Below are 17,432 nucleotides of genomic sequence, written 5' to 3'. Positions count from 1 at the left end.
TATCAAATCTAATAAGTTGTATGCTTTCATCAAACTTTTGGATTAAGATAATAATATTTTTTTATTTCTAAAGGCAGATGAAAACCTTAATCACAAGAGAAGCTTATCTAAAAAGTTTAAGTCCCCAACAATTCCTCACATATTCCTCACATTTTGTTTATAACCTCAAAGTAGAGTCCACATTTCAAACAGCAAAGTGGCAAAAGATGAGCCACTGTATATATTCATCAAACTCCAAGAGAAATAGAGAGTATTGGAGGAAAAGTATGCTCAATGTTGTGCGTCGCAGTCAAATTATCGGTTGGATAGCAATAGATAGCTCAACAGCTAATAGTTTTGGTGAGTTAGAAGAAGTTTGGTTAGATGATTCTGGGCGTATTGCTTATTTTTCGGGTGGAGAAACTTATTTACCAGTAGAGGGAATTGCTGGGGTAGGCATGGGTGCAGTTTCAATGTATTATCCCCCAGTGGTTGATACTCCAGAAAATCTTCAACGCTTGCATGAAATTACTGTTGAATCTACGCTGGGTGAGCCTCTTGGTTGGATAGAAGATTTTTTATTTGATTGGCAAACGGGAGAAATTGCAGCTTACATTGTGGCTGGAGAAATTGCGGCTCCTTTTGATGGACGCGCAGTGCTTTATCCTGAGGATGTTGAGGAAATTGCCACTGATAAAGTCATTATCCGCGAAGATGTTAAACATCAACTTGAGGCTGAGTCAGAGGGATTAAAGGGTTTCTTCAGCGAGAAATCACAACAGGTGCAACATTTAGTACATATCATAGGCGATCGCCTACATTATCTTATTTCCCCCAGCGATAAACCAGAAGTTGTTCGCGTCAAAATCAAAGAAGTTAGCGATGAAGTAGCAGCTTCTACTAATCACCCACATCATGCTTTGCAAGAAGCTACGGAGTTTTTGCAAGAGCAATGGCATAGTTTGCAACAAAGTATTTCCCGTGCAGGCGATCGCGCAAAATCATCTCTAGATGCCGCTTGGAAGCAAATCCACCAAATAAAGTCTTGATTATGGACAATTTCATCCTCTTTGCTGGCACAGCTAACCCCGATTTAGCTGCCGCAGTTGCCCAGAAACTGGACATCCCTTTGGGTAAATCTCTGGTTGAACGCTTTCCAGATGGTGAGGTAAATGTGCGACTACTGGAATCGGTACGCCAAAAATCTGTATTTATCCTCCAGTCCACTGCACCACCTGTCAATGACCATCTAGTAGAACTTTTAGCTTTTGCAGATGCTTGTCGTCGGGCGGCGGCTACTCGAATTACAGCGATTATTCCTTATTTTGGCTACGCCCGTGCAGATAAACGTCACGGTAGGCGCGAGCCAATTACCGCCAGTATGGTAGCTGAAGTGTTACAGGCTGTCGGGGTAAATCATGTTGTCACCCTGGATTTACACACGCTGCAAATTGAAGGTTTCTTTCGCATTCCTGTAGACAGTTTGACGGCTGTACCCATTTTTTGCGAGGCTATACGCCATTACTTACCGCCTAATTTTGTAGTTGTATCGCCAGACACGGGGCGGGTACAGATGGCAACCCAGTATGCCCAAAAGCTCGATAGTTCTGTGGTGGTGCTACACAAACACCGTACAAGTGGAACGGAAACTGAGGTAACTCGTGTTGTCGGGGATGTCAAGGGTTGTGCCTGCTTAATTATCGATGACATGATTTCCACTGGCGGCACTCTTGCTAAAAGCATTGAAGCCTTACTTAAAGCCGAAGCACGTCCAGAAATAATTATTGCTGCTACTCATGGGTTGTTTGTCAAGGAAGCACGGGCTAAGTTAAGCCATCCCAGCGTTAAGGCGATTTTTGTCACCGACAGTGTGACTCCCAAAGAAACTGACTGGCCGCAATTAAAAATTGTCTCGATCGCACCTTTAATTGCTACTACTATTCAACGATTTAAAACTGATGGTTCAATTAGTGATTTATTTTAGAGGTATAAAAATATGCGACAGAAATTTTATAATCGAACGGAGGCTGGCAGACTGTTAGCTGCTCGGTTAACAGAGTATGCCAATCGTCCAGATGTTTTAGTATTAGGGCTTCCCCGTGGCGGTGTGCCTGTAGCATTTGAAGTAGCAAGGACACTTGATGCACCATTAGATGTTTGCTTAGTGCGGAAACTAGGTGTACCAGGACATAAGGAACTGGCGATGGGTGCTATTGCTACCGGAGGAGTTCGTGTATTGAATGAGAATGTCGTAGATTGGTTGCGGATTCCCCAAGCAACTATTGATGAAGTAGCAGCAATCGAAATGCGGGAATTAGAGCGCCGCAACCAAATCTATCGGGGTAATCGTCCGCTACCAAAAGTCAAAAATCATACAATTATTCTTGTAGATGACGGTATTGCTACGGGTGCAACCATTCGTGCAGCGATCGCCACATTGAAAAAACAACAGCCCCGCGAACTGGTGGTTGCAGTTCCAGTTGCAGCAGCATCCACCTGTGAAGAACTACAAGCAGAAGTGGACAAAATTGTCTGCGTGATGATACCTGAAGATTTGTATGCGATCGGTATTTGGTACGAGGATTTTGAGCAAACAACCGACGCAGAGGTATGTGAACTTTTGACAAGGCAAAAATTACTGGTAGCAAACGACTCGTAAGTAGAGGTTGAGTCAATGGATAGGACATTAACACAGAATCCCCAAGAACATCTTGTGTCAGTAACCGCAGGTGAGGTTAAGCTAGAGGGCAATTTGGTGATTCCTGATGGTGCGACAGGCATAGTGATATTTGCTCATGGTAGTGGTAGCAGTCGTCATAGCCCGCGCAATCGCTATGTTGCTGAAGTCTTACAACAAGCGGGACTTGCAACTTTGTTAATTGATTTGCTGACGCTGGAAGAAGAAGAAATTGACCTGCGGACAAGACATTTGCGCTTTGATATTGGTTTGTTAGCCTCGCGGTTAGTTGGGGCTACAGATTGGCTGACACAAAACCCAGATACTCGACATCTAAAAGTAGGTTACTTTGGCGCTAGTACAGGCGGTGGTGCAGCCCTCGTTGCAGCCGCAGAACGTCCAGAGGCGGTACAGGCGATTGTTTCTCGTGGCGGACGACCTGATTTAGCTGGTTCAGCCTTACCTCATGTCAAAGCGCCGACATTATTGATTGTTGGTGGTTACGATACACCAGTGATAGCGATGAATGAGGATGCACTAGCAAAATTGCGATCGCCAAAACGCTTAGAGATTGTTCCCAAAGCCACCCATTTATTTGAAGAACCAGGTAAGTTAGCCGCAGTCGCACAACTGGCGAGTGAATGGTTTAGTCACTATCTCAAGTAAACAAGAGTTCTGAGAGGATGTTTGAAAAGTGGTAGGTTCTGATTATCATCACTTACTAATCCACCCTTTTTAAGGCAGGGTTGTCACATCATGGCACAAGCACAAGGTTTAAACCCTTGTTATTTTGTGCCGGAGTTCGTCAAGAGTATGGTAGAGATTAACACCACACCAGCTTACACTGGCACAGAACTAGCGAGAGAATATCTGCGCGGACTAACAGAAAATCAAGTTTTGAAACCCACGTAGGTGGGTTTGGTCTGTGTAGACGTGATTTCTAATCGCTGGGTGCAGTAATCTTTTCAAATCCTTCTTCATAAGTTCCTCATATTTTTCCTTTACTATTTAAATTGAGAAGATAATTTGGTTGAATTTTTAATTTTCTATTCAAAGTATTCCAAATAAATTTAGTCACAACTCAAGGCTATGGATGTTAAAGAACTTCTAAATCGATATACAGCAGGCGAAAGGAACTTCTACGGTATTGCCTTACCAAAAGCTGACCTCAGAGGTGTGAACTTGGGTGGTGTAGACTTTGGTAGAGCAGACCTAAGTGGTGCTAACCTGACAAAAGCATCTATGAATGGTGCTAATCTATGTGAGGCAAATCTTCAAGGTGCGAACTTAGAACACGCAAATTTATCAGAAGTGATTTTAAGTGGTGCAGATTTGCGTGAAGCTACTCTATCAACAGCTAACCTAAATGAATCAGACCTGAGTGGTGCATATCTTTGTGATGCAGACTTATGTAATGCAAGTTTGCACATGGCATCACTCAGTGCGGCAAACTTGCAGCGTGTGAACCTCTGTGATGCCAAAATGAGCGGAGTTAGGATGTGGAAAGCTGATTTGCGAGAAGCTGACCTCACTGGTGCTGATTTAAGTGATGCCAATTTGAGTGACGCAAACCTGACTGGGGCGAATTTAAATGCAACTGATATCAGTGAAGCTTTTTTAACTGGGGCAATTATGCCTGATGGTACTGTCCATCAATAGTGTTGCAGGATATCGTTTGATTTGAAGGTCGGTTCTGAAAAAACAGCCTTTGGGGAGGTAGAAAATGCCCCAACTAGCACCGCATATATTTGATATTCTGTATCAACAGGGCGTACAACACGCGTTTGGTATACCTGGGGATTTTGCCATCACGCTATTCGATGCGCTTGCAGCCAGCAAAATTGAACCTATTGTGATGACCCACGAACCCTGTGTAGGCTTTGCTGCTGATGCTTACTCCCGGATGCGGGGTTTGGGTTTGGCGGTTGTTACCTACGGCGTTGGTGGTTTGAATATGGTGAATGCTGTAGCAGGCGCTTATGCGGAGAAGTCACCATTGGTGATTTTAAGCGGCGCACCAGGTATGCGGGAACGAAAGGAGCATGACTTGTTGCACCATAAGGTAAAAACCTTCGATACGCAACGGCGTATTTATGAAGAAGTCACCCTTTACGCCACAACACTAACCGATCCCAAAACAGCCGATACCAAAATTCATCGCGCCCTAGACTATGCAACGACATTCAAGCGTCCTGTGTATCTGGAAATCCCCCGCGATATGGTTTATGCGGAGATTACAGAATCAGAACATTTGTTACCACCAATTAAGCGCACAGATCCAGATACTTTAACAGAAGCCATTGCAGAAACCTTGGAGATGTTGCAGCGATCGCACTCACCAGTGATTCTTGCTTGTGTGGAAGTTCATCGCTTTGGCTTGCAACAACAGCTTCTCGGCTTGGCAGAAAAACTCGCTGTACCAGTCTGTTCAACCATGTTAGGGAAATCTGTTTTTCCCGAAGGACATCCTCAATACATCGGTATCTACAATGGTGAGGCTGGGGATTTAAATGTGCAAAAAATCGTTGAAGAATCAGACTGTGTGCTGATGTTGGGTGTATTTATGACCGATATCAACCTGGGGATGTTTACCGCTCATCTCAACCCTAGTTGTACAGTCTATGCAACCTCAGAACGTATTGCCATTAAGCATCACCAATATCCCAATATCAGGTTTGAAGATTTCATCACCGCTTTGTTAAATAGTCCAGATTTGCCGCATTGGGATGCATCTGGTATCAATACGATGAAACCGCGTGTTGCGCCATCTCTGGGTAAGATTTCCATGAGTGGATTACTTTATGAACTTAATCAGTTCATTGACAGCAATACTCTATTAGTGACGGATGTCGGTGATACCTTATTTGCCGCAGATGATATCCAGACACAACAAGGCACGTCCTTTTTATGTCCCGCCTTCTACGCCAGTATGGGTTTTGGTGTTCCTGGTGTGATTGGCGCTCAATTAGCCGATCCATTCAGGCGGGCGATCGCACTGGTTGGTGATGGCGCATTCCAAATGACAGGAATGGAATTGCTCACAGCTAAACGCTTAGGACTAAACCCAATTGTGATTGTCATCAATAATGGCTCATTTGCTTGCCTGCGGGCGATGGGACATCAAGAAGCAGCATTTGTCCAAATTCCCACAATTGACTATGCCCAGTTAGCCCAAGTCCTTGGTGGTCATGGCTTTACTATCCACACAGATACACAACTACAGCAAGCCTTACACATAGCTCAAAATAGCCAAACTTTCAGCATTCTTGATGTACATCTTTCACCTGACGATGTTTCGCCAGCCTTGCAAAGATTAAGCGCATTATTTACCAAAACCCTAAAAGGTTAAAGCTTTTGTGAGTAAATATTATGACTACATTAGAACCAAAAATTATTATTAATTCGCCACAACAGCTGAAAGTAGATAATATTTTTCGGTTTGCTGACGAACTAGGCCCAGCCAAGATTATTCACATCTACGAGCCGGAAACTGGCTTAAAAGCGATTGTCGTTGTAGATAACATTGCTTGTGGCCCGGCGATCGGTGGAGTCAGAATGGCGCTAGATGTGACAACAGAAGAAGTTTTCCGACTGGCGCGAGCGATGACCTTGAAGAATGCTGCTGCTGACTTACCTCACGGTGGCGGCAAATCTGCAATCTTAGCTGACCCAAAACAGCCTTTAGCCAATAAAGAACGCTTGATACGTGCTTTTGCCCGTGCTATTAGAAACATCACTGAGTATATTCCCGGCCCAGATATGGGAACAGATGAACAGTGCATGGCTTGGGTCAAAGAAGAGATTGGTCGCGCTGTCGGGTTACCTAAAATCATGGGTGGTATTCCTTTAGATGAAATTGGCGCTACTGGTTTTGGTTTAAGTATATGTGCAGAAGTTGCTTGCCAGTTTTGTCACTTTAATTTGGCAGGTGCGCGGGTAGTAATTCAAGGTTTCGGTTCTGTTGGGAAACACGCCGCACGCTTTTTAACTGCTAAAGGAGCAATACTTATAGGTGCAGCAGATTCTCAAGGAACAATATTTAATCCTGGGGGAATTGATGTCGAGGAACTCATCAAATTGAAAAACTCTGGTAAAAGTGTGATTGACTATCCACAAGGAAAGAAACTAGACCGCGACGCAGTTATCGACATCGAATGCGATATTTGGATACCAGCCGCCAGACCTGATGTTATCCATGCAGATAACGTTGACCGCTTGAAAACTCAGCTTGTCGTCTCAGGTGCTAACATCCCATTTACGGAAGCAGCAGAAAGAATCTGTCATGAACGAAATATTCTCTTAGTACCTGATTTCATTGCCAATGCAGGTGGTGTGATTTGTGCTGCGGTTGAGTATGCTGGCGGCAATCAAGCAACAGCTTTTGAAGCGATCGCCCAAAAAATTAGCCGCAATACTACGATAGTGTTAGAACAAGCTACCCAAACAGGCAGACAACCACGACAAGTTGCTGTTGAACTTGCTCAACAACGAGTATGTTTAATTCCTCACCCAACATACTGCTCTTAACCCTTCTTAATCACTATTGGTAGAGAACAATCTAACATCTTTGTTTTTCAAAACTTTTATCCATTTAGGCATAGGTTAGAACAGAAAATTGGGTTCAACCGTGTTAAATATGAGACATTCAACTTGGTAACTTGGAACTGTTACCAAAGTTTGATGTTTTTCTGTCTGCCTAGTTTTGAGTGGTATGTACGAATTTATAATAAATTTGTTTAGCGGCGGCTCATTTATTCCTCATGGTCACTGCTACCTGTGGCAACCTGAGTTAGTGTGGTTGCATTTAATTTCTGATGCCATCACTGCGCTGGCTTACTATTCAATTCCTTTGACGTTATTTTACTTTGTTCGCAAGCGTCAAGATTTACCTTTCTCCTGGATATTTTTGTTATTTGCTGCTTTTATTATTTTCTGCGGCACAACGCATATTTTTGAGATCTGGACACTGTGGCATCCCACCTATTGGTTATCAGGTAGCCTCAAAGCTGCAACTGCGATCGTTTCATTTTTTACAGCAATAGAACTAGTGGCATTACTTCCGCAAGCACTAGCGCTGCCAAGTCCGCTGCAATTAAGAGAAGCAAACAAGGCATTGCAGACAGAAATTGAAGAGCGCTTGCGAGTTGAAAACCAACTAAGGCGACTTCAAGAAGAACTAGAGCAGCGTGTACAGGACAGAACTGCCCAAATAGTAAAAGTTAACCAGCAATTACAACAAGAAATTGATGAGCGATACCGAGCGGCTGCTGCTTTGCGGGCAAGTCGTGAGCGGTTAGTTTTAGCACAACAAGTTGGCAAAATCGGTACGTATGAATGGAATCTCCAAACTGGAGAATTGATATGGACAGAAGAAATGGAAGCATTGTTTGGGCTGGCACCTGGCAGTTTTGAAGGTAGCTATGAGCATTGGTTAAAAAGAATACACCCAGATGATCGCACTGATGCAGATCATGCCGCGCAACAAACTATTACCCAAGGAGCCGAATTAGATACTGAATTGCGGATTATGCTTCCTGATAATAGGATTCGCTGGGTAGCCGCCAAAGCAAAGATTTTTGCTGATGGAGGTCAGCCAGAGCGTTTGATTGGGGTGAATATGGACATCACGGAACACAAGGAAGTGCAACAAGAACTCCAACAAACGCTACAAACTTTAAGTACACTGATCCAAGCTTCACCGTTACCAATTGTGGTAGTTGAACCAAATATGACGGTGACACTTTGGAGTTTAGCCGCAGAGCAATTGTTTGGTTGGAGTGCAGCCGAAGTTATAGGTCAACCAATTCCTCTAGTTTCTCTTGTGGAACCAGAGGAATGTTGTCAATTTCGAGAAGCGATCGCTCAGGGAAAAGTGTTTACTGGTGTCCAAACCTACCGTTGTAAGAGCGAGAATTCAAAAGTGGTGGTCAGCATTTCTACAGCGCCACTCTACGACGAACAAAATAATTTCAAGTGGATTTTGCTGATTTTTCAAGATATTACGGAACAGCAAGCTATTGAGAAAATGAAAAATGAGTTTATTTCCATTGTCAGCCATGAACTTCGTACCCCACTCACAGCCATCCAAGGATTTTTAGGTTTATTGAATACTGGTATCTACGACAATAAACCAGACAAAGCTAAACGGATGATTCAGCAGGCTTTAACTAATAGCGATCGCCTCGTGCGTTTGGTTAATGATATTTTGGACTTAGAGCGATTGTCTTCCGGGCGAGTGCATCTGGTGAAAGAAGTCTGCAATGCCGCCGATTTAATGCAACGAGCAGTAGAGGAAGTACAGTCCATCGCGCTGGCAGCAGCCATCACAATTTCTATAACTCCTACCTCAGCTTGCGTGTGGGCTTCACCTGACTTGATCATCCAAACCTTAACCAATTTGTTGAGTAACGCCATCAAGTTTTCGCCGCGCGACTCAGAGATTACTTTGTCTGCCCAACCTCAAGCCGACTGGGTGCTGTTTCAAGTCCAAGACCAAGGTAGAGGTATTCCTGCTGATAAACTAGAAACCATCTTTGAACGTTTTGAGCAGGTTGATGTCTCTGATGCTCGCGCTAAGGGAGGAACAGGCCTTGGCTTGGCAATCTGTCAAAGTATTATTCAACAGCATAATGGTAGTATTTGGGCAGCCAGCATTCTCGGTGAAGGCAGTATATTTTATTTCACTTTGCCAATTGCAGTATGTTAATTCTCTATAATATCTGGGTTAGTTTAGGTAGATTTTCAGCGATATCTTTCCCTAATGGGGGTGGAAAAGTCAAATAGAGAAATGATGATCTAAGCTAAGACAAGTTTGACGTTCAAAAAAGTTGTGATTAACCTACGCTCCGCCACCTTGGCTGATTTGGATTTATTACGCCACTGGGATGAGCAACCCCATGTGATTTCCTCAGACCCTAACGACGACTGGGGCTGGGAGGTGGAACTGGGATACGCTCACGATTGGAGAGAGCAATTGATTGCTGAAATTGATGGTCGTCCTATCGGATTTATTGAGATCATCGATCCGGCGCTTGAGGACAGTCATTACTGGGGTGATGTTCCGGCGAATCTTCGCGCCATTGATATTTGGATAGGAGAAGAGACCGATTTGGGCAAAGGCTATGGAACAAAAATGATGCAACTAGCTATTAAGCGATGCTTTGCTGACCCACTGGTGACGGCGGTACTCGTTGATCCGCTGGCTAGTAATACTCGCGCCCACCGCTTCTATGAACGTCTTGGTTTCCAATTGATAGAGTATCGGCGATTTGGTGACGATGATTGCTTCGTTTATCGCCTGAGCCGAATAGATTGGCTTAATCAAAGTGAGATGTCCAACTCATAATTCATTAGTCAACAGTCAACACTATTAAAAATATAGGAACAGCTTATATAGCAGTCGAAGCATAGATAAAGACAAATACTAATTATCAAACATAGACACTGAGCGACTTTAAAGCCTGTTTTCTATTCCCTGCTATACAATGCAAAACCTCTATAAAAAAATCACCGGAGCAGTTGGATAGAGAAAACTGCCCCGGTTAGCTAATGTAGATAAAATACTCAAAGTTATGAACGTGGATTTACGCAACAACTTTTCTTGATAAATTCACTTTAGGCTATGATTTCGTCGATACTCTTAAGAAAAGTTGTTTAAATCAAACTTTAATGATTCTGCAATGCTTTATTGCTTAGAAAAATAATAGAAGACTCTGGATCAGGGAATATTTGTAAAAAACTAGAGACTATATCTTCAGAAGGTTGGGCGGTAAATTGTTTTTTGTTAAAGTTAAACATTCAAAAAATATACTCCCAATCCAAAATCTGAAATTATAGACTGATTAGTCATTGTCCCATTGTTCACGACCAATGAGGTCGCCAATGCGATCGCGTAGGAGAAAATCGCATTTTTCTAACTCACATTCAACGCACACCCACTCTCTTGCAGGGATGTATTGGCAGAGTGTATATATTGGCTGTTGTCGGCTAACCATCCCCTTCTGCACCAGGCGGCGTGCTTCGTCTTGGATTACATCTAGAGAGTAGTAATTGATAGAAGGCACCGTATTCACACTCATGATTTGTACTCACACATTTATACGTAGATAGTATTCCCACTTATGATGGGGAACAAACATGACAGAGATTAAACTTGTGGCTAGGGTTTTGTATTTTGCTATACGGAACTAATTTCATTTTGACGCTACACACCCTCAAATTATCTAAAGAAATGTTGAGAAAGTCAACATTTTCTGACATTAGTTTCAAATATAATCAATACAAAAATCCTACGGTAGTTAAATTTACTTCTTGTAAAGATTGTGTTATTTGCTTTAAAGAAGTTCTAAAGCTTGACAGTAACTAGCTTCAAGCATAATTAATCAAAGAATCATAGTTCATACTGCAAATTTAGTTGTGTAGTAAATTGTTATCCAGCCTTGTTTAAATATGCTGGAATCTGTCCATCGCTAAACACCGAAAAGTTTTCCGGCAAGCATTGGAGTATAAACTGTTGCAAAACATAAGCGCTAAAGTACACTACGAAAACTTGCACAGCAGCATATATTAATCATTTCTTAAAAAATAACCGCAGTCTTATTTGTTAATTGTCTCTGTGAATACGTTAAATTCAGCTAGATTTCGATCTATAGCTGTGGTGCGAGAATGATGGCAAAGAAAAACTAACATTCATCTACTGTCATCAGCATTGAGATATATTTTTATAAATAAAATAATAAATTTTTATTGAGTTACTAATTTGTATCGAGAGAAAATATATGAATCCGGTTTGATTTCTGAATTTACTTGAGTAGACAGGGAGTAGGGAGTAGAAAAGAAATCTTGTCTGAGTATACTGATTTTTTTCTTAAATCAAATATGAGTCCTATATATAAGTCATAAGATATTTAAATTTGTAACAATTTTGTGCGCTTACCAAAGTAGTTCGCTTGTGTTGAATTTGAAGATTTGTATTTACCTTTGTTAACTTGTTATACCATTTCACGAAAATCCTGATATACAGCAGGGAACAGGGAACAGGCTTGAAAGTCTTTTTTTACATAGCTTTTTAATGAAAACTTGTACCTCATTCATATGCAATCTGCTGTAAATTCATTGGTTGTTTACTCTTTCCCCCTGCCCCCTGCGGCCTATTTGTATCAAACTTAAAGTGAAACGGTATTACTCTGCCACTAAACCCTGTTGATGTAATAGTTATATTGAAACAGACGCACTTTCGTTACGTCTGTCAACTTCTTGGCGAATATCCAGACATTAATTGTTCTCAAGTTCCTTTTAAATAAACTTGATTAAGGCATAAATCTATCTAAAGCAGCTTTTAATTGTTCAATTTCAACATCTATATTGCCGTCCTTTGCGGCTCTGGCAATACACTCAGTCAAGTGTTCATCTAGCACGATTCTGGCAACCCGATCTAATGCACCTCGAACTGCGGCAATCTGCAATAATACATCAGGGCAGGGAGTACCCTGTTGCACCATTGTTTTAATGCCGCGAATATGACCTTCTATACGTGATAGCCGATTAACAATTTTGCGTAAAGACTCTTCACTATGGACGTGAGCATGACCAGAATCTCCATGCCCATGATGATCTGTATCGTGAGTATGAAAATTTTCTGCTGGCTGGGAGATAGGCAAGGATTCTGGAGTTAATCGGTTTGATCCATTCATGAGTTATTCAAGCACTGGTAGTACTTAAGATCCTAGCCTAGAGAAGCAAGTAGGGAGTAGGGAATGGTATTCTTACATAGATTGTGACAGGCGATCGCATCTAAAATTTTGACTAAAATATAAGCCTCACTCAAGTTTTCCGTTACCTGAGGAGATTCTTATATATCTTTCCGTCCTTCATAATCACAATAAAGTTCTTGCCTGGGTTCTCGATTAGCTTGATGTTTTCCAGCGGATTACCGTCCACCAGCAGCAGATCAGCCAGTGCGCCTTCTTCAACTACACCCAGTTTGCCTGGGTAGGGATTGCGTGGGCCAGACAATGCCAGCAGTTCAGCATTTGTGCTGGTTGCCATCTTTAACACTTCAGCCGGGGTATACCAGCGAATCATTTTTGTTAGCTGCACTCCTTGCCGGGTAGCTAGTTTCGCATCGAATAATAAATCAGTTCCCCAAGCTGTTTTGAGATTGTATTTCTTCGCTAAGGCATAGGCAGTATCTGTTCCCTTGGCTACTTCTAATTGTTTGGCATGGTTAGCCGAACCTTCCGAGAATGGAATTGCATCTTCATCATTCAGGAAAGGCTGTATACTAAGCCAGATGCTTTTTTCAGCCATCATCTTCGCCGTCGCTTCATCCATCAGTTGCCCATGCTCGATGCACTTGACACCAGCCCGAATCGCCTTTTGAATTGCGCGAGGCGTATAGGCATGGACTGTGACATACGTGTTCCAGTCTTCGGCGGCCTCGACTGCGGCACGTAACTCAGCTTCCGTGTACTGACTGACATCTAGCGGATCGTAGTTCGAGATGATACCGCCACCAGCCGCCAACTTAATTTGAGTAGCGCCTTGCATCAGTTGTTCACGGGTGCTGCGGAGTACTTCATCCACACCATCAGCGATCGCAACACTGCCCAAGGCTTCTGGACGACTAATAGTTGTATGGGAAGACCAGACAATATCTTGTGGTGTGCGGTAATCGCCATGTCCGCTAGTCTGGGAAATCATCGCACCACTGGGATAAATGCGTGGCCCCACTGCATTACCTGTATCAATTGCCTGCTTGAGGTCAAACACTGGCCCCGCCATATCACGGACGCTGGTGAATCCCCGCAGCAGCATTTGTTCCGCTGCGGTTTGCGCTTTCTGATTCAAGACTTCAGAACTAACGTCTGGCGATAGTAACTCCTCACTTGTGCTGTTAATCATAAACAGATGGACATGGTTATCAATCAGTCCCGGCATCAATGTGTGATTATTTCCAGCAATTCTGGTCAACTTTATGCCCGATGCTGTGGCAATTGGAGTTTGAGAAATTGTTTGAATTTTATTACCGACGACTAAAACATTCGATGGTTCAGAAAGCTGAGCAGAAGTGCCATTGAAGATACGAACATTCTCGAACAGGATGCTGTTGGGTTCCTGAATGTGAACACCGGGGGATGAGTGAATTTGAGCATAGCCTGTTTGTGCAATAAATCCGAGCAGTGCAAGTATTAAAGCCCCTAATGCAATTTGGTAGCGAAATTGCATATGCTGTCTCCTTATTATTGGCAATTCTAAATGTGGAAGATTAAAAACGACTTCAGGGGCTTTGCAATACTCTCAAAAATGGTTTGTGCGTTGAGCAATTAGTATATAGTAGGGATTCATGAATTTCCTTGCTGTATTAACAAGCCATACAGCAATTTTGGTAACTCTCGGTAAAGGCAAAATGCAGTTGCGGTAAGTAACCTCAAACTCCATACCAACAGTCTCAACCGTCTGCTACATCTGAACCGTTAGCTGTAGCAATGCATATTGGACAAAATTTAACTCAACTTTTAATGCTAAGTCATAGTTTGACTATTATTAATAATTGATGGATTAAGAGCCACTTCGGTTTTACGTTTTCCATATTCAAGAAGTAAACTCCAATCTTCTAAAGGAATATTTGAAAAATTTTCTCCATCAATAATTTTCCCTTTCAATCTGCCAGCTATTGTCAAGCACTTGAATGATTTTTCTGGTATTTGAAATCCAAGAATATCTACTTGAGAATCTTTCAATTTATGTAAAAATAATTCTTTAAATCTATCTTCTACAAATTGAGTGAACTCAAAGTCAACTCTAGGAATAGCGAGCTTTACTATTGCTTTATTGCTTGGAGCATTATTATCTGGTTCATTATATAAACAAATAGGCTCATTGTATTGCAAATAAAATTCATTTTTGTTTTTCAGATAAACTCCCTTAAGAACAATATTTCCGTACGAGGCGTGTACACATAGGTCAAGTTGAAAATCAACTAAACCTGGAACTCTCTCAACCATATTGAATCGTTTAACTTCAATCCTGGCAACTATCCCTCTAATTTGAGAGTAAGCTTTTGGAAGATTTACTATCAAAGCAGTAACTGTAGCTATTGGTGCTAAAGTGCTAAAAATTTTTGGAATCAATGGCAATTTTGTGAGCCATTGCCACAAAGCCGAAAAATCAATATTACTCACCAAATTAAATAAATTTCGTACCATAAGTATATGACTATTAAAGGTTAGCTTTGATGTTATCCCAAAACTACCTAATTTAAAGTAAATATCAGGAAATTTGCTGGGTATTATTCGCAATTCTGTAATTATATTTAACTATGGTGAAAGAATAAGATTTACTTGCTTTGTGTAATCGCAAGCTGTTGAGTAATTTGTTAAACCTCGGTAACTACTTAATACCCCGTTGCAGAAGATATCCATAAACTTTCGTAAGATTGGATATTAACCTGCTTTGGGGAAAGAACGAACTGTTAAAATAGCATCGGGGCGTAGAGCCTCTACCGCAGAAATGGAGACAGCTATCACAGAGAGAGATTCGCCAACAGCATTAAACACTTCCAGTAAACATCCCTGTTCACCACCATGAGGGTGAGAAACAAAATCAACTAGTGTGGCAATATCTCCTGTTCTCAGACTATATTCTGGTAAGTCACAAGTTAAGGCGACTTCCTGGTATAACTCAACTGTCATATCAAGGCTCCCTAAGAGGTTTGAGTGTCACAAACTGGAATTTTCAAACCGCTACCTCTACCACCTTTATCATTAACTCACTATTTCACCAATAACCTAATTACCTACATAGCGTAAAATAGTTTACTTATACATCATGGCACTGGTGATAGCCGAACCTCCACAGGGTAAATGTCCGTAATAGCTATCAAGGGAAATTTTCAATTAATTTAAATTACAGGTAGCACGTACCATGCTTTAGTTTCAGTATTGAGTATCTAAAGCAATAAACAAAAGTTAGTACACAGGAATTTCATCCTAGCTGTAAAAATAACTTTAGATAGATTTGTCACGACTAAGCAAAAATTCGGCTTCTAAATTTAAGGTTGTGATTATGCGATTGTCCAAAATAACCCGTTCTATACGTAGACTCAGTACCCATATTTTCGCCATATTTTTGGGAGTCGTGCTAACCGTTAGCACTCTGCGGGTGTTACCTTCTCAAGCGGAACCTGCACCCAGTTTAGAGAAAGTTGGTGATGCACCAGAACTCATTGCTCAACGGCAATCACCAGCAACTGCGGCTATAGGTAATAGTAGTTTTGTCACAGCAGCAGTGAATCGTGTCGGTACAGCAGTGGTGAGAATTGACACAGAACGGACTATTACGCGCCGCCGCGTTGACCCATTTTTTGAAGACCCATTTTTCCGGCAGTTTTTTGGTGATGCTTATTCTCAACAATTACCGCCAGAACAATTGCGCGGTTTGGGTTCTGGATTCATCATTGATAAAAGTGGTTTGATTTTAACCAATGCCCACGTCGTTGATAAAGCCGATAGAGTAACAGTCCGCCTTAAGGATGGTCGTACCTTTGACGGCAAAGTTCAAGGCATTGACGAAGTGACAGATCTAGCGGTTGTGAAAATTAACGCTGGTAAAGATTTACCCGTTGCACCTTTGGGTTCTTCTAATGCTGTACAAGTCGGAGATTGGGCGATCGCAGTTGGTAATCCTTTGGGCTTTGATAATACAGTTACTTTAGGTATTGTCAGCACCCTCAAGCGTTCTAGCGCTCAAGTAGGAATTGCCGACAAACGCTTAGACTTCATTCAAACTGATGCAGCCATTAACCCTGGTAACTCCGGCGGGCCATTGTTGAATGAGCGTGGAGAAGTAATTGGCATTAACACCGCGATTCGTGCTGATGCGATGGGTATTGGTTTTGCAATTCCTATTGATAAAGCAAAAGCGATCGCAACACAACTGGAACGCAATGGTAAAGTTGCTCACCCCTATCTAGGTGTGCAAATGGTCACTTTGACACCCCAGTTAGCTAAGCAAAATAACACTGACCCCAACTCTACCTTTGAAATTCCAGAAGTTAACGGGGTTTTAGTCATGCGAGTTGTACCAAATTCTCCCGCAGCTAAAGCAGGTATTCGCCGTGGTGATGTTATCGTCCAAATAGATGGGCAAGCAATTACTAGTGCAGAACAGTTGCAGAACTTTGTGGAAAATACCAACCTTGGTCAACTATTACAGGTAAAAGTCCAACGGGGTAGTCAGACACAACAGCTATCAGTACGCACCGCTGAGTTGCAAAATGCGGCTTCGTAAGTGCTGAGTTGAAAGTACTGCGGTGGGGGTAGGCTGAGGCTTATCCCCATATTTGTTTGAGAATAGTTGTCAAGACTATAGCAGGTGACAGGTAATATCATGTCCGGCAAATCAGTTATGATTCAGTATATCTGTGCAGAAAGACAAAACCCTTCCTCCCCCTGCACCCTGCGGTCTTTATGATAAGTCTATTACCGGACACGATATAACAGGTGACATTACCCACACACCCTTACATCCACTCTCAATAATCAATCTGAGTGCGTAAGTCCTAGTTGTATTAAGTTGATAGAAAAGCGATACAGCTTCAATCATGCTGGCATTATGACTTTAGTCAATTATAAATTTATGACTGAAGTCATCTGAGGATTACTACTTTCTTCACGTCCTTATTTCTGCTGAGTTTTCTAAACTGAATATGAAAGTTTCTCAGCAATACCATTGAGAATTTGAAAATATTTTATACTTTGCTTACCGATGTAAATAC

At 42.0% G+C, this 17,432-nt stretch carries 16 protein-coding genes; 11 read left to right on the top strand and 5 right to left on the bottom strand.

From position 1 onward, the window contains the following. Window positions 1–266: 266 nt before the first annotated feature. The 10 genes from ACMX3D_RS04160 to ACMX3D_RS04115 all read left to right on the top strand — a co-directional run bounded on the left by ACMX3D_RS04160 (window position 267) and on the right by ACMX3D_RS04115 (window position 10,001). Window positions 267–1,028 carry a photosystem reaction center subunit H gene (locus ACMX3D_RS04160; RefSeq protein WP_482750205.1) on the top strand — a complete coding sequence of 254 codons (762 nt, stop codon included), beginning with the start codon at window positions 267–269 and terminating at the stop codon, window positions 1,026–1,028. A gap of 2 nt (window positions 1,029–1,030) precedes the next feature. Continuing rightward, a complete protein-coding gene (locus tag ACMX3D_RS04155) occupies window positions 1,031–1,963 on the top strand; it encodes a ribose-phosphate diphosphokinase (protein WP_482750204.1) in 933 nt (310 codons plus the stop codon). Window positions 1,964–1,975: 12 nt separating this feature from the next. Next, window positions 1,976–2,638, top strand: coding sequence for a phosphoribosyltransferase (locus ACMX3D_RS04150; protein ID WP_482750203.1), 663 nt, complete (start codon window positions 1,976–1,978; stop codon window positions 2,636–2,638). Window positions 2,639–2,653: 15 nt separating this feature from the next. Continuing rightward, on the top strand, window positions 2,654–3,322 hold the full coding sequence (locus ACMX3D_RS04145) for a dienelactone hydrolase family protein (protein WP_482750202.1): 669 nt from the start codon (window positions 2,654–2,656) through the stop codon (window positions 3,320–3,322). A gap of 90 nt (window positions 3,323–3,412) precedes the next feature. Further along, on the top strand, window positions 3,413–3,568 hold the full coding sequence (locus tag ACMX3D_RS04140) for a hypothetical protein (RefSeq protein ID WP_482750201.1): 156 nt from the start codon (window positions 3,413–3,415) through the stop codon (window positions 3,566–3,568). 177 nt (window positions 3,569–3,745) lie between these two features. Beyond that, window positions 3,746–4,315: a pentapeptide repeat-containing protein gene (locus ACMX3D_RS04135; RefSeq protein WP_482750200.1), complete on the top strand. Its 570-nt coding sequence runs from the start codon at window positions 3,746–3,748 to the stop codon at window positions 4,313–4,315. 64 nt (window positions 4,316–4,379) lie between these two features. Continuing rightward, entirely contained in the window at window positions 4,380–6,005 is a 1,626-nt protein-coding gene (locus ACMX3D_RS04130; protein ID WP_482750199.1) for an alpha-keto acid decarboxylase family protein, read from the top strand. A 20-nt stretch (window positions 6,006–6,025) separates the two neighbouring features. After that, entirely contained in the window at window positions 6,026–7,183 is a 1,158-nt protein-coding gene (locus tag ACMX3D_RS04125) for a Glu/Leu/Phe/Val family dehydrogenase (RefSeq protein ID WP_482750198.1), read from the top strand. A gap of 184 nt (window positions 7,184–7,367) precedes the next feature. Then, window positions 7,368–9,362, top strand: coding sequence for an ATP-binding protein (locus ACMX3D_RS04120; protein ID WP_482750197.1), 1,995 nt, complete (start codon window positions 7,368–7,370; stop codon window positions 9,360–9,362). 123 nt (window positions 9,363–9,485) lie between these two features. Then, window positions 9,486–10,001, top strand: a complete 516-nt coding sequence (locus tag ACMX3D_RS04115) for a GNAT family N-acetyltransferase (protein WP_482750196.1) — start codon at window positions 9,486–9,488, stop codon at window positions 9,999–10,001. A gap of 496 nt (window positions 10,002–10,497) precedes the next feature. Here the strand turns inward: ACMX3D_RS04115 and ACMX3D_RS04110 are convergent, their stop codons facing one another. The 5 genes from ACMX3D_RS04110 to ACMX3D_RS04090 form a co-directional block, all read right to left on the bottom strand. Further along, window positions 10,498–10,734, bottom strand: a complete 237-nt coding sequence (locus tag ACMX3D_RS04110) for a DUF4327 family protein (RefSeq protein WP_062297131.1) — start codon at window positions 10,732–10,734, stop codon at window positions 10,498–10,500. 1,230 nt (window positions 10,735–11,964) lie between these two features. Further along, window positions 11,965–12,348 carry a metal-sensing transcriptional repressor gene (locus ACMX3D_RS04105; RefSeq protein WP_482750195.1) on the bottom strand — a complete coding sequence of 128 codons (384 nt, stop codon included), beginning with the start codon at window positions 12,346–12,348 and terminating at the stop codon, window positions 11,965–11,967. A gap of 142 nt (window positions 12,349–12,490) precedes the next feature. Then, on the bottom strand, window positions 12,491–13,882 hold the full coding sequence (locus ACMX3D_RS04100; RefSeq protein WP_482750194.1) for a metal-dependent hydrolase family protein: 1,392 nt from the start codon (window positions 13,880–13,882) through the stop codon (window positions 12,491–12,493). 296 nt (window positions 13,883–14,178) lie between these two features. Beyond that, complete coding sequence (locus ACMX3D_RS04095; RefSeq protein ID WP_482750193.1) at window positions 14,179–14,862, bottom strand: hypothetical protein; 684 nt, start codon at window positions 14,860–14,862, stop codon at window positions 14,179–14,181. A gap of 237 nt (window positions 14,863–15,099) precedes the next feature. Next, complete coding sequence (locus ACMX3D_RS04090; protein ID WP_482750192.1) at window positions 15,100–15,348, bottom strand: DUF4926 domain-containing protein; 249 nt, start codon at window positions 15,346–15,348, stop codon at window positions 15,100–15,102. Between the two features lie 373 nt (window positions 15,349–15,721). On the opposite strand from ACMX3D_RS04090, the gene ACMX3D_RS04085 reads away from it, so the two are divergent. Continuing rightward, the gene (locus ACMX3D_RS04085) at window positions 15,722–16,945 is read left to right on the top strand and encodes an HhoA/HhoB/HtrA family serine endopeptidase (RefSeq protein ID WP_482750191.1); all 1,224 of its coding nucleotides are present in this window, start codon (window positions 15,722–15,724) and stop codon (window positions 16,943–16,945) included. Window positions 16,946–17,432: the final 487 nt, after the last annotated feature.

The organism is Anabaena sp. TISTR 8404, assembly GCF_056847745.1.
Note: the sequence above shows the minus strand (reverse complement) of the source record. Positions and strands in the feature narration are given on the sequence as shown.